General features: G+C 43.4%; 16 protein-coding genes. 12 read left to right on the top strand and 4 right to left on the bottom strand.

Going from position 1 to position 13235, the window contains the following annotated elements:
* The first annotated feature begins 2 nt into the window (after positions 1–2).
* A complete protein-coding gene (locus M2125_RS06465) occupies positions 3–1259 on the top strand; it encodes a DASH family cryptochrome (protein ID WP_280742730.1) in 1257 nt (418 codons plus the stop codon).
* 24 nt (positions 1260–1283) lie between these two features.
* Here the strand turns inward: M2125_RS06465 and M2125_RS06460 are convergent, their stop codons facing one another.
* Both M2125_RS06460 and M2125_RS06455 read right to left on the bottom strand, forming a co-directional pair.
* Positions 1284–1853, bottom strand: a complete 570-nt coding sequence (locus M2125_RS06460) for a YceI family protein (RefSeq protein ID WP_076023900.1) — start codon at positions 1851–1853, stop codon at positions 1284–1286.
* Between the two features lie 32 nt (positions 1854–1885).
* Entirely contained in the window at positions 1886–2278 is a 393-nt protein-coding gene (locus tag M2125_RS06455; protein WP_277542470.1) for a DUF4399 domain-containing protein, read from the bottom strand.
* A gap of 190 nt (positions 2279–2468) precedes the next feature.
* On the opposite strand from M2125_RS06455, the gene M2125_RS06450 reads away from it, so the two are divergent.
* The 10 genes from M2125_RS06450 to M2125_RS06405 all read left to right on the top strand — a co-directional run bounded on the left by M2125_RS06450 (position 2469) and on the right by M2125_RS06405 (position 9504).
* Positions 2469–3122: a cupin domain-containing protein gene (locus M2125_RS06450; protein WP_280742728.1), complete on the top strand. Its 654-nt coding sequence runs from the start codon at positions 2469–2471 to the stop codon at positions 3120–3122.
* Between the two features lie 161 nt (positions 3123–3283).
* Complete coding sequence (locus M2125_RS06445; RefSeq protein ID WP_280742030.1) at positions 3284–3694, top strand: cupin domain-containing protein; 411 nt, start codon at positions 3284–3286, stop codon at positions 3692–3694.
* A gap of 71 nt (positions 3695–3765) precedes the next feature.
* The gene (locus M2125_RS06440; protein WP_280742727.1) at positions 3766–4527 is read left to right on the top strand and encodes an enoyl-CoA hydratase; all 762 of its coding nucleotides are present in this window, start codon (positions 3766–3768) and stop codon (positions 4525–4527) included.
* Between the two features lie 100 nt (positions 4528–4627).
* On the top strand, positions 4628–5128 hold the full coding sequence (locus M2125_RS06435; protein ID WP_076023896.1) for a DUF6644 family protein: 501 nt from the start codon (positions 4628–4630) through the stop codon (positions 5126–5128).
* 9 nt (positions 5129–5137) lie between these two features.
* Complete coding sequence (locus M2125_RS06430; RefSeq protein WP_083657538.1) at positions 5138–5656, top strand: DUF6644 family protein; 519 nt, start codon at positions 5138–5140, stop codon at positions 5654–5656.
* Between the two features lie 2 nt (positions 5657–5658).
* A complete protein-coding gene (locus M2125_RS06425) occupies positions 5659–6501 on the top strand; it encodes a hypothetical protein (RefSeq protein ID WP_076023895.1) in 843 nt (280 codons plus the stop codon).
* A 22-nt stretch (positions 6502–6523) separates the two neighbouring features.
* Complete coding sequence (locus tag M2125_RS06420) at positions 6524–6961, top strand: DUF6152 family protein (protein WP_280742031.1); 438 nt, start codon at positions 6524–6526, stop codon at positions 6959–6961.
* An 85-nt stretch (positions 6962–7046) separates the two neighbouring features.
* The gene (locus M2125_RS06415; protein WP_277542459.1) at positions 7047–7520 is read left to right on the top strand and encodes a hypothetical protein; all 474 of its coding nucleotides are present in this window, start codon (positions 7047–7049) and stop codon (positions 7518–7520) included.
* A 248-nt stretch (positions 7521–7768) separates the two neighbouring features.
* Positions 7769–8341, top strand: a complete 573-nt coding sequence (locus M2125_RS06410) for a phasin family protein (protein ID WP_076023892.1) — start codon at positions 7769–7771, stop codon at positions 8339–8341.
* 194 nt (positions 8342–8535) lie between these two features.
* Positions 8536–9504: an alpha/beta fold hydrolase gene (locus M2125_RS06405; protein ID WP_076023891.1), complete on the top strand. Its 969-nt coding sequence runs from the start codon at positions 8536–8538 to the stop codon at positions 9502–9504.
* Between the two features lie 13 nt (positions 9505–9517).
* Here M2125_RS06405 and M2125_RS06400 read toward each other — a convergent pair whose 3' ends face one another.
* Positions 9518–9937, bottom strand: a complete 420-nt coding sequence (locus M2125_RS06400) for a hypothetical protein (protein WP_076023890.1) — start codon at positions 9935–9937, stop codon at positions 9518–9520.
* Between the two features lie 192 nt (positions 9938–10129).
* Here M2125_RS06400 and M2125_RS06395 point away from each other — a divergent pair, with 192 nt between their 5' ends.
* Positions 10130–11137, top strand: a complete 1008-nt coding sequence (locus tag M2125_RS06395; protein ID WP_076023889.1) for a CorA family divalent cation transporter — start codon at positions 10130–10132, stop codon at positions 11135–11137.
* 37 nt (positions 11138–11174) lie between these two features.
* Here the strand turns inward: M2125_RS06395 and M2125_RS06390 are convergent, their stop codons facing one another.
* Positions 11175–13052, bottom strand: a complete 1878-nt coding sequence (locus tag M2125_RS06390; RefSeq protein ID WP_076023888.1) for a propionate--CoA ligase — start codon at positions 13050–13052, stop codon at positions 11175–11177.
* Positions 13053–13235: the final 183 nt, after the last annotated feature.

Below are 13235 nucleotides of genomic sequence, written 5' to 3'. Positions count from 1 at the left end.
AAATGACCACAATCATCTACTGGTTTAGGAATGATCTTCGCCTAGAAGATAACCCGGCATTTAAGGAAGCATGTAGAGATGCCACTCTTCTTTTGCCCATTTATATCCATGCAAATTACAAAGATGAGTTGACTCATTGGGGGTTCCCAAGAATCGCCAATCACGCCAAAGCATTTTTACAAGCTTCCCTAAAGGATCTTCGTAGTCAATTGGCTGCAAAAGGTTCGACCTTATTGGAGTTCAAGGGTGATGCAGCAGAAATAATGCAAGTGCTGAGAGATCAGACCCAATCTGGACTGGTGTACTGTGAGCAAATTGAAGCTCCCGAGGAGCTTGACCAAGTTACTGTCATTGAGGGTCTGGGATTTAAGGTTAAACAATTTTGGCAATCCAGTATGTTAGATCCAAGAGATTTGCCATTTGATTTGAAAGATATGCCCGATATCTTTACGAGGTTTCGCCAGGATATCGAGCGTGATGGCCTTTCTTATGCGCTCCCAATAGTGGCGCCAGAATTCATCCCGCCTTTGCCTTGCTTGAATCAGCATGAGGGGCAGCGGGAGAGTCTATTGAGTAAACAAAGTGAATCCCCATTTGTAGGCGGTGAGTGCAGTGGTCTAGCTCACTTGTCTCAATACTTAGATAGGCGACTACCAGATACCTATAAACAAACTCGTAATCAGCTGATGGGCATGGATTATTCCAGTAAGTTCTCGCCTTGGTTATCCCTTGGGTGTTTATCGCCAAGAGTGATCGCTGACAGACTTAAAAATTACGAGTTAATACATGGCGCTAATGATGGAACGTATTGGCTTTGGTTCGAATTATTGTGGAGGGATTATTTCCGTTTTTTGCACTTTAAGTACGGAAGGAAACTTTACCAACCTAAGGGCTTGGGTAAGCAACAGCCAAATAGCTTTCATGAGGAACAGTTTTACCAATGGAGTTCTGGTCTCACAGGTGAGGATTTGATTGATGCCGGCATGCGTGAACTTCAACAAACTGGCTTTCTATCAAATCGGATGCGCCAAGTGCTAGCAAGCTATTGGATTTATGACATGAAGGGCGACTGGCGTGCAGGGGCCGCTTGGTTTGAATCTCAATTAATTGACTACGATGTATATAGCAATCAAGGAAATTGGTTATATATCACCGGAGGTGGTACAGACCCACGCGGTGGAAGACCATTTAATGTTCAGAAGCAAGCTAAGGACCATGACCCCGACGGGGTTTACAGGGCAATGTGGTTGGCAAAATAGGCTTTAAAGTATTGCCAAAGCCGACTATTGCCTTGATGCTTCTATAACAATATTGAGTGTTACCTCATCCCCAACAAAGGGCGTATATTTCCCCAGGTCAAAATCAGAACGGCTTATTTTGGCGCTTGCGTTTGCGCCACACATGTATTGAAGGGTAAGTAGGTTTCTACTGCAATTAAAGTGATCCACTTCAATGCGCACTGGCTTGGTAATCCCCTTGATGGTGAGCTCACCATAGATTGCGGAGATATCATCTTGATTAAAGATAATACTATCGGATTTAAATGTAGCTAGAGGGAACTTCTCGCTTGAAAAAAAGTCCTCGGATTGAAGGATGTGGTTGAAAGTGGGTGACCCAGTACTGATGGAGTTGGTGTTGATGGTCATCTCTACGCTTCCCCCATCATTTTTATCATTGACTCTCACTATGCCACTGACCGCATCAAATCGACTGGTTTGAACAGAGTAATTCAGATGCCTATAGCTAAAACTGACAAAGGTGTGCTCAGGATCAGTTTTATATATTTCGTCAGCCTGAGACAGGCTAACAATAGATAAGCTCAATGCTAACAGGGCCAGCAACTTCAGATACATGATTGAGCTTTATCAGTGTGAGTGAGATGATCCTATTTGACTATGACTTCAATTGATTTCTCAAGCTTCGGGCCATAAGACTGATGTGCTCCATTGGCAAATTGCATAGTGAGTTTATATTTACCTGGGGGGAGTGTCACTTCAGTTTCAGTTTGACCCTTGCCAAAGTGCTTATGCATTTCATCCATCGGGATTACGGTGCCTTCGGGAATACTTTCGGCATTAATGAGGAGATGATGGTGCCCTGTATTGGGCGTCATATCACCTGCGGGTGCCACATTCATTCCTGTAACCGCAAAAATTACTTTAAATGGACTGCTAACAATTGCACCATTTTTGGGTTCTATAAAATCAACTGATTCTGCGAAGACTAGGTGACTGGAGAGGGTTAAGAGAGCGCCTATCAATAGAGAGTGAAGTTTCATGCGATGTTCCTCGTAATATGGTGTGCTTCACTCGCAAAATGAGTGAGCCTTATTCATACTACAGATATATTTGATTACTTGCTTTGAGTATGTTTCCGGCTAATTTGCAAAGACTGGAAAGAATGGCTCCTCAACGAGGATTTGCACCATCTGCTATGCTTTATTGATAGTGAATATAGATAGCCCCGCAATGAATATCAACGCCGATTACAGTCAAAAGGTTGTAGTTAATCACCATGATCTGCCATGGATTCCGAGCCCCGAGCTAGGGATTGAGAGGCGTATGCTTGAGCGCTGTGGTGGTGAAGTGGCAAAAGCAACTTCCATTGTTCGCTACCAAGCTGGATCGAAGTTCCCAATGCATTTCCATGAATTTGGTGAGGAAATCTTCGTTTTGGATGGGATCTTTAGCGATGAGTCTGGTGATTATCCTGCTGGTTCATACATCATGAATCCCCCTGGTTCTTCCCATGCGCCATTTAGTGATTTTGGCTGCACATTGTTTGTGAAGTTACGACATCTGGGCCCTGATCAAGAGAGTGGAGAAGTGATTGATGCGAAAACGGCGGATTGGTATCAAGGGATGGTTCCAGGTCTGCATGTAATGCCATTAATGCGCCAAGGTAGTGGATCGACTTTAGTACGGTGGGCTCCGCAAACCTATTTCAATCCACACAGACATTATGGCGGTGAAGAAATCTTTGTAATCGATGGCGTCTTTGAGGATGAGCATGGTCGTTATCCCGCTGGTTCTTGGATTAGAAGCCCTCATATGAGCCTGCATCAGCCGTTTAGTAAAGAGGGCTGCACTATCTTTGTTAAGACTGGCCACCTACTGGAATGATCTAGATCAGTCGAATTTTTGGGCTGATTTCTAAAGTTAAGGCACTCTCGTTCTCCCAAATAGTTCTCAAAACATCCATCAATCATGCCGGAGCCCTTGTCTCTGGGGGTAATATGTTGACAATAGAAAAATATTAAAAATATAAATCAGGAGAACTCATCATGAAATTAGTAAAAGGGATTGTCATTGCTGCAGGTGTCTTTATATTTGGCGCTAGTGCCTCTGTATATTCTCAGAGCGTAGGTTTAACACGATCAGTAGTGCTGAAAGAGGATGTTTCCGTTCCCAATCGTGAAGCAGTGATTGCGCGTGTTGAAATCGCTCCCGGCGGTGTGGCGGATTGGCACACTCATCCGGGTGATGAGATCAGCTATGTAGCCGATGGCGATATAGTGCTGTTTGTTGCTGGACAGCCGCCACGTAAGATTTCTAAGGGTGAAGGATTTGTAGTTCCTGCTGGGATAGTTCATAGTGCAAAAAATGAAGGGACTACTCCTATCAAACTGGTTGGTGTGTATGTTGTTGAAAAGGGTAAGCCTTTAGCGTCACCAGCCCCTGCGCCGGCGCAGTAATATCAAAAGAGGCGACTTAGTATTTATTGCTTTGTCACTTCTTTCTACTGCCACATGAAAGGTAAAGATTAATGATTCAATGTCATGAGCAAGATGGCATTCTGACCATTCAATTTAATCGCCCGGATAAAAAGAATGCTTTTACTGGCGCAATGTACTTGCAATTGAGAGATGCGCTGATCGCGGGAGATTTAGATCCCGCAGTAAAAGTGATTTTGATTTGTGGCTCTGGAAAAATATTTAGTGCTGGTAATGATATTGCTGATTTTCTTCAATCCAGTTTTGATGAGACAGCTCCCCCAATTCTTTTGTTAGGAGCGCTAGCTCAACTTAAGAAACCGCTGATCGCTGCAGTAGATGGACCTGCAGTAGGCATTGGATCGACTATGCTGTTCCATTGTGATCTGGTATACGCCCAGAAAGATGCTCAATTTATATTTCCATTTGTGGCCTTGGGCCTTGTTCCCGAGGGAGCGGCTACATTATTACTGCCTCGTCTAGTCGGTCATCAAATCGCTTCCGAGGTATTGTTCTTTGGTGAACCTCTTACTGCGGAGCAGGCGTACAAAATGGGTTTTGTAAACAAAGTTATCTCTGAGGAATCCTCTCTTTCATATGCGCATGAGCGTGCCAAGGCTTTAACGGCCCTGCCTTTGGGATCTATTCTGGAAACAAAAGCGTTGCTAAAAAGCGGCAGGGTGAAGGCCGCAATCTTGGACCAAATATCTATTGAGGCACAGGCTTTCATGCAAAGACTCAAGGGCCCAGCCGCTAAAGAGGCTCTGACGGCGTTTATGGAAAAGAGGGTGCCAAAATTTGATCTCTTGGATTAGTAAAAACAGCTGAATCAGTTGTGAAATATTGATCTGCGTCATCGGTCTAGTAATGTAGCCCTGAGTTAAAATCAATCACAAGAAAGAATATCAGAGAGACATGAGAACAGCTGCCCTACTCAACTTCTGCGCTTCAATTGGAAGCACACAGCTCAGTATATGGATTCAGGATCATGGTGAATCTTTTGTGCCAGCGGTGCAAGTCATTCACATTCTTTCAATTTCGGCAATTCTTATTTCTACTTTGATGATTAACGCCAGAATATTGGGTTTTGGTTTTTCGGATAGACCATTAAATTTAGTAATCAAGCGTTTTTCGCCCGCCATCTATTTAGCGCTGACCTGTTTGCTGTTGACTGGTGTAGCAATGATTGTTGGTGAGCCGGCAAGGTCACTAGCCAACATCGCCTTTCAAGTAAAAATGCTGTTTTTATTAAGCGCTCTCCTGATCTTTTTTATCTTTAAAAAAACCGCAAATCAAGATCCTCAGTATTGGGAAAAGAGTCATCAGCGTCAATTCTTTGCAAAACTTCTTGCCCTCACTTCTATAGTTCTTTGGATTGGGATTGTCTTTGCGGGCCGTTGGATTGCCTACCTATAAGAGTCCTACATGCTAATGAACACAATCATTGATTTATTAAATTGGCTCAACGATTCGCAGCTTGCGGTATTAATTAGCGAAAATGATTACCTATTTCCGTGGATAGAGTCTATTCATGTCTTGGCCATTACAATTTTTTTTGGCTCACTCGCCCTGGTTGATTTGCGATTGATGGGATTGGCCTTTTTAGAAAAGACGATCTACAGGGTGAGTGAGGCCATTCTGCCATTGACGTGGATTGCTTTTGGTATTGCGCTCATCACTGGGTCACTACTCTTTATTAGTAAAGCAATCACCTATTCTCACAATGCCTTTTTTCTGGCAAAAATGTGCCTGTTAATTTGTGCCGGAATCAATATGATGATTTTTCAGAAAATCACTGGTCGAGATATGGCTGATTGGGGGGTGGGCAATCACATTCCTCTATCAGCTAGATTGGCTGGATTGATCTCCTTGCTTTTGTGGATCTCAATCATCATCTGTGGTCGCTGGATTGGTTTCACTTTGACACCAACAATGGGAAGTTAATCATGTCGTCTAAACACATCATCCAATTTGTGTTGCGCTTTTGCGCTTATAGCCTTGTTGGATACAGCATTCTCGCCAGCAGTGCTCATGCTCAAGAAAAGCCCATCATTAATCGAGCCCCTGTTGCTAAAGATTATGCTGACTTGGGCAAATTGCCTGATTGGAGCGGTACTTGGAATCCAAATATTAGCGATCAGTTTAATCAGGTCAATACGAATATGCCCCCCTGGAAACCTGAGCAGGCCAAGGTCATTCAGTTTCAGCTTGTAGAAGAGAAGGCCGGTCGTCCGGCTCCCCTCTTCACCAATTGCCTTCCTGAATCAATGCCTTCATGGGCTTTGATTACGCATAACTCGATTGAGTTTTTGTTTACCCCAGGTCGAGTAACTATTCTGGGAGAGTCTGATTCAAACCGTTTACGTCGCATTTATACAGATGGTCGAGCAATGCCCGATGATCCGGATCCAACCTTTCATGGCTACTCAGTGGGGCATTGGGAGGGTAATACTTTGGTGGTAGAAACCACTGGCATTCGACCTCAAACCTATTTGGCAGTAAGTGAAGCGGTGGGCGTACCCAACAATGGCGATGTGCGGGTAATTGAGCGTTTTCATCTTGCAGGTAAAGATATCATGCATGACGATATTGAAATCATTGCCCCGAATGTGCTGACCAAGCCTTGGAAAACCACTCGCGAGTATTTCAGGCAACGTGCGCGCAAATATGAAATTATTGAAGGCGTTTGCTTAGAGGGTTCCTTTTCCGAATCTAAAGATCAGACTGGAAACGATATCTTTGTTCCAATAAAGTATGATGTTGGCGGCAACCGTATTCCGCCTCAATAATCCATTTTTTCTAAATCATGAAATGAACCCGATGAAAACCATCACTAATTTATTTAAATTGGCCTTATTCATAGCAACTGGAATAGTTCCTTTTGCCGTCAATGCCCATCATTCCACTACGATGTTTGATCGCACTCAAGTGGTGACCATCACCGGTGTAGTGAAAGAAGTGCAGTGGACCAATCCGCATGTGGCGATCTTTGTTTCAGGCGCGGTAAAGGAAGGTGATGAGCAATCCTTATGGTTAATGGAGATGACTAGCCCTGGCAATTTAATCCGTGTGGGTGGATGGTCTAGAACGGCAGTGAAAGCTGGAGATAAAGTGGTCGTTGAATTTTTTCCGCTGCGAAATGGTGGCAAAGGCGGTGCTTTAAAGAAAATTACAGAGACTCAAACGGGCAAAGTGTATACAGCGGACATCTTTGCTCAAGAGAATGCAAATCTGGAACAATCTAAATAGTTTGGGTTTCTCTCGGATAATTAAAATACCACCGCTACGGTGGTATTTTTTATAAGACTACATCAGCCACAGTAATATTGCTTTCATGAAAAAAAAGATATTCATTTTATTTTTCTCACTCCTCGCATTACTTGGGTGTGAAAAGTCAGAGCCTCCCCCTAAGCCACCATTTAATGTAAGCTTAACTTTGCCCCAGCTCATGGATTGGGTTCTGGATCCCGCCGCTGATGGAATTTGGGATGCTGTTGCTTGGATCAGCACCACCAAGGGCGAGAAAGTAATAGCGCCCCATACTGAGGCCCAGTGGGACGCTTTGCGTAATAGCGCAGCCACATTGATGGAGGCGAGTAACTTGCTGATGCTTGAGGGTAGGGCGAAAGACAATGGCCCGTGGATGACATATTCGCGAAGGTTGAGTAATGCGTCTGAAAAAACGCTCAATGCTATTGCCAACAAAGATACACAAGCTATTTTCGACGCAGGCTCGGAAATTGATAGCGCTTGTGAAGCATGCCATATTCAGTATGCAAAATTTGACCAAAAAGCCCCTCAAAAATAAGTAATTAGATCTTTTGAGTCGTGTATTTTTGACTATAAAACCCTAATAATTTTATGGTTTTGGCTTGTTTTTGAGCCCATTTTGACCTGCTTAAATAACAGTAAGTCTATGATTTATATATAAATAGTGGTCTTACACCCTATTTATGTTGCGCCGCCGCAAATAATGCTTGATCACTTAGAAGTTTGGTCGTACTATGGTGCATCGCAACAAATTAAACCTTCTTTACTTACATTAGGAAAATTACCATGGCACAAACTCTATTAAACGACCAATTAACTGCTGCTCAAGCTAAAGCTGTTGAAACTGCAAAACATTTGGCACAAGTTGCTGTACAAAGCGCGCAAGAGTTAGCTGAAATCAATCAAGCTGCCGCTAAAGATGCTTTAGTTGCTGCACAAGAAGCAAGCACACAATTGTTGTCAATCAAGGATCCACAAGAATTGGCTAAGTTGGCTCAGCCAGAAGCTACTCAAGAGGTTGTTAAGTACGCTACTTCCTACCAAGCTAAGGTTAGCAAAGTAGTTCGCACTAGCAATAAACAAGTTGCTGAGGTCATTGATGCTTCTATTGATGATGCACGTGATGACTTAGTTAAATTTGTTAAAGAAGCTACTAAGACTGCACCAGCTGGTTCTGAGTCTTTTGTATCTGCATTCAAATCTATTTTTGAAACTTCAGTTCAGCAATTTGATCAGGCTCGTGCAAGCGCAGCTGATGCATTCGCAAATTTTGAAAAGTCTATTGACGCTGCTTTGGCAAACGTTCAAGGTCAATACGCAGTTGCTAAGCCTGCTGCTAAAACACGTAAAGCTGCTTAATACAAAGCTACTCAATACGTATTCTGTTGTACATGAGAAACCGCCCTCGGGCGGTTTTTTGTATTTTTAAGCTTTATGTTCAATTGGCTGCCTTCTAATGGTGCAAGTTAAGTATTTTTGTCATGAATGATCTGTACAGTCAGTTTTATAGGTGGCTTATATTGGCCAACATACTTTGATTGGAGAAGACTTCAATGAAGAAAGAGTTATTTAATTTACTCATGGAAGTTAAGGCTGAAATTCTCAAGTCGATACAGCCTTTGGGCGGAAAGAAAACAATCATCGAAATTCAAGAGCAGCCGCATATGCAAGTGCAATCCTTAGTCAAGGTAGAAAGTACACCTTCGGTAGTGGAAAGGGATGAAAAGAACTTGCTAGAAACGCTTTACTATGAAATTCAAGATGGGGCGCGCCTTAGGAAAATTGCTTATACCGTCTCTGGTTCAATTGATGCAGAAAATATTCTGCTTTGCTTACCGGGGCTATTGGAGACCAAAGCCTCTTTCTTGGGAATCCACCATTTCTTTTTAAAGACCCCTAACTACAAAGTCATTAGTGTAGATTTTTCAGGTCGCGGTCAATCTGACTATCTAGATTCTGACCAATCCTACAAGATGTCACTCTACCTATCTGATCTAAGTCAATTTGTTGAGGGAGTGTTGTTTCGCGATCAAAGCAGGCGCCCTAAGCTCACAGTGCTTGGAACTAGCATGGGCGGTGTACTGGCAATGTATCTTTGCAAGGTATTTGGTTCAAAGATATTCGGCATCGTATTAAATGATATTGCGCTCACCGTCAATTGGACCTCGCTGTACTCACTCTATAAGTCGATGAAAAATGATGCTGGATTTAAAGAGGCAAGAGAGCTCGCCAGGGAATTTGATGTGGATGAGAAAGCGATGTCCGATGTCCAACTGCCCACTCATTTTGATCTTGCTTACCAAGCAGATGTGTGGGGTATGAACTTCCATGAATCTTTAGAGGGATATAAGGGGAGAGTGAGCTTGATCTATGGGGGCGATTCAAAAATTTGTACTAAGCGGCGTGTTTCCGAGGCCAAGACTCACATACCCCGTCTCAAGACCTTTGAGGTTCCTGGTGCGGGACACCCAGCACCATTTACGGTTCCAGTATGTGAGTTTATTCAATCGGCAATGATTTAATTGGCGCCATCTCTTATTTATAAAGTTGATGGAGGGTGCTGATTTCTTTGACTTCTAGCTCGCCAAAAATAAATGATTCTGATCGAATGAGCTGCCACCCTAGGTCTTGGAAGATATCCTGATAGGAGCCAGAAAATTTCTGTGAAATTCCATAGAAAATGTCTGTCAGCTCATCCTCTAATGCCTCTGGAACGGTTTGTGAGAAGTAGATTACTTTTTCGCTGTTGTATGTCTCGCGAATCTGTGCGCCTTTAATATCGGCGATGCAAATGCCAATGTGGGGTAGATAGTTTTTTAAAAATATTGGCTTTTGTTCGGTTACTACTGAACCTAGCTTCCAAACTAAGCCACATTTGATCTCCATGTTGTCGCTTTGAAATACTTCACGTTCAACAATGGATCCTAGCTCTAGGGGAATAATTTGATATTGCATCTTTGACTTCCTTCATTTTGTGGAGTCTTGATGCGTTTGATTATTTCATTGCATTATGACAATTGAGCGATGCCACTCATCTGACTAATATGACAGTTTGATGTCAGCAGCGCGAATATCGGAGACTTTCAGTGTCATACAATAAGTGCTTACTAAATAGGGTTCGTGCCTTGTTTAAACCGGTAGAACTAGATGAATGATCTGAATTCCGCTCCATTCCCGATTGATGGAGTCGTTTTTGCTTGGGCAATGCGATCAGGCAAGAGTGATGAAATCCCCCCAAATCAAATTGGGAATGCCTTGGCTGATCCTGATCAATCAGTATGGCTGCACCTCAATCTATCTCATTCACAGGTTCAGCGTTGGCTTGAAAAAACCAATCTAGTGCCAGAGCGTGCTGTTGCGATGATCCGTGAGGGCGTTACACGCAGTCGCCTCGAGAGAATTGAAAAGTTAGATGACTGCTTGTTGATGGTGATGAATGATTTTCATCAGGAGTTTGGGGGTGCTGATGGGGAAGCTAGTCTAGGTACTTTGTGGGCTATTTTGACCCCGCACTTGATGATCTCCCTTCGAAACAAGCCACTCAATACAACCGATAAACTCAGGGCTGATTTACGCGCAGGAGAGTTGCATCCACATTCTGCGATTGAGTTATTTCATGAACTAATTGATTTGCGTGCAGAGCATTTGAGAACCTTGCTATTTCGTGTATCTGAAAAAATGGATGACTTAGAGGAGTTGCTTCTTAAAGGCAGGGATATACCAGAGCACGAAAATTTGGGTGCCATTCGAATTCAATGCAGTCGTTTGCGACGCCAATTTGCTCCTGAGCTCGTTGCGTTACATCGCTTACAAAAACATCCTCCTTTTTGGTTTTCTAATGAGGACAAAATTCGATTAGCTGATGATTTGGATTTGCTGTCTTTCTTGGTCCAAGATATATCCAACCTGTACGATCGGGCAAGAGTGCTGCAGGATGAGCAGGCTGCCCATGTTGCCGAATTTAATGCGCGTAATTTACAGGTCTTGTCTGTGATGACCGTTATCTTTCTGCCAATGACCCTGATCACGGGAATCATGGGTATGAATATGGAGGATCTGCCGGGCCTTAAAGGGTCTTTTTACGAGATCATGTTCATCATGGGCTTAGCTGGTGCACTGGTTTATGCAGTGCTAAAGCAACGAAGAATTATTTAGCCTACTTAAAACTCTCAGAAACTTATTTGCTTGGCTATCACTTTCTACTATCAATCACTTCCTGTATTTGCCCTAAAACCGTTTTATCTTCCATAGTGCTAATGTCACCTGGATCACGTCCTTCTGCAATCGCTTGCAGAGCACGGCGTACTATTTTTCCGGAGCGTGTTTTAGGAAGTAAATTGACTAAGTAAATTTTTGCTGGCCTTGCTAGTGCGCCTAATTTGGAATCAACGATTTTCATTAACTCTGATTCGATTTCTGGGTCGTTCGAGCCGTCTTTGGTAATGACAAAACCTATAGGTACTTGTCCTTTGAGTTGATCCTCAATGCCTACAACTGCTACTTCGGCAACGTTGCTATGACTGGAGAGGCACTCTTCAATTTCTCGGGTGCCCAAGCGATGTCCGGCAACATTAATCACATCATCAGTGCGCCCAAGAATAAAAAAATACCCATCTTTATCTTTAATTCCCCAATCAAAAGTCGAGTAGGTGAGTTTTCCAGGTACAGTTTCCCAGTAAGTACTAATAAATCGTTTGTCATCACCCCAAACAGTTTGCATGCAACCAGGGGGGAGGGGGCCTTCAATCACAACCACTCCTTTTTTGTCTGGACCCAATTCTTCTCCGGTATTTTCATCGAGTAGTTTGAGGTTGTATCCAAATACTGGTACGCCAGGAGAGCCAAATTTATGCGGCATCACCTCAACCCCCCTTTGAATGGCCATCATGGGCCAGCCTGTTTCGGTCTGCCAGTAGTTATCTACGATTGGTTTTTTAATGGCCTCATGGATCCAGCTTGCTGTTGGTTCATCTAGTGGTTCGCCAGCAAGAAAGAGTAAGCGCAAGGACGATAAGTCATATTTACTTAAATAAGCAGGATCTTGTTTTTTAAGAACCCGAATTGCAGTTGGCGCAGTAAACATCACTGTTACTTTATATTTTTCAACTAATGACCACCAAATGCCTGGATCGGGTCTGAGAGGCGTACCTTCATACATGATTGAGGTCATGCCATTAATCAAGGGGCCATAGACTGTGTAGCTGTGACCTACAGCCCAGCCGACATCAGAGGCGGTGAACATGGTTTCGCCAGCTTGACCGCAAAAGATATATTTCATCGAAGCTGCTAAGGCAACTGCATGGCCCCCGGTATCTCTTTGAATTCCTTTTGGTTTACCGGTTGTGCCTGAGGTATACAAGATATAGGATGGATGAGTAGCATCAACCCATTCCACCGGAACGAGCTCATCATGATATTTTTGATATTCGGTGGCGTAATCTAAATCGCGCTCTGCGATTTGGGTAAACGGTGTCAGGCCCCGATTGACGATCAAGACTTTTTTCGGCTTGTATTTGGCTAACTCAATGGCCTCATCTAGCAGTGGTTTGTAAGGGACAATTTTGCCTGCGCGCATGCCAGCTTCAGCAGTCACAATCACCACTGGCTCCGCATCATCAATTCGAGTGGCCAGGCTATGCGAAGCAAAGCCGCCAAATACTACTGAGTGAATGGCGCCAAGACGAGCGCATGCCAGCATGGCAAAGGCGGCCTCAGCAATCATTGGCATATAAATTAATACGCGATCACCTTTGCTAACCCCGTTCGCTTTCAGGATGGCTGCCATGCGATTCACCTCTGCATAGAGCTCTTGATAGGTATAGATTTTTTCTTGATTGGTCTCTGTAGATACTGCTACTAGAGCTAACTGATCGCCGCGCTGCGCAAGGTGGCGATCAATTGCGTTGTAACTGAGGTTCGTTAATCCGCCCACAAACCATTTGGCAAATGGGGGGTTTGAGTAATCCAATGCCGAGTCATAAGGTTTTTTCCAGTCAATCAGCTTGGCTTGTTCTGACCAAAAATCGCTAGGGTTCTCAATAGATAATTTGTGGAACTCGATATAAGACATACACACTTTCTTTATAGAGATGCTTTAGAAATAATTCTAATTTTGACAATTGAGTGTAAGTGCTTTGCAGTAAAGATCAATCTTCGGGATTACCCTGCATCTCTGATCTAAGGTTTTCCCTAATAAGGCACAAAACTAAATTATTTGAATACATAATTAGCAAGTTGTTAATCTTTCATAAAA

It is taken from the genome of Polynucleobacter sphagniphilus (assembly GCF_029892205.1).
Lineage (GTDB): Bacteria > Pseudomonadota > Gammaproteobacteria > Burkholderiales > Burkholderiaceae > Polynucleobacter > Polynucleobacter sphagniphilus.
Note: the sequence above shows the minus strand (reverse complement) of the source record. Positions and strands in the feature narration are given on the sequence as shown.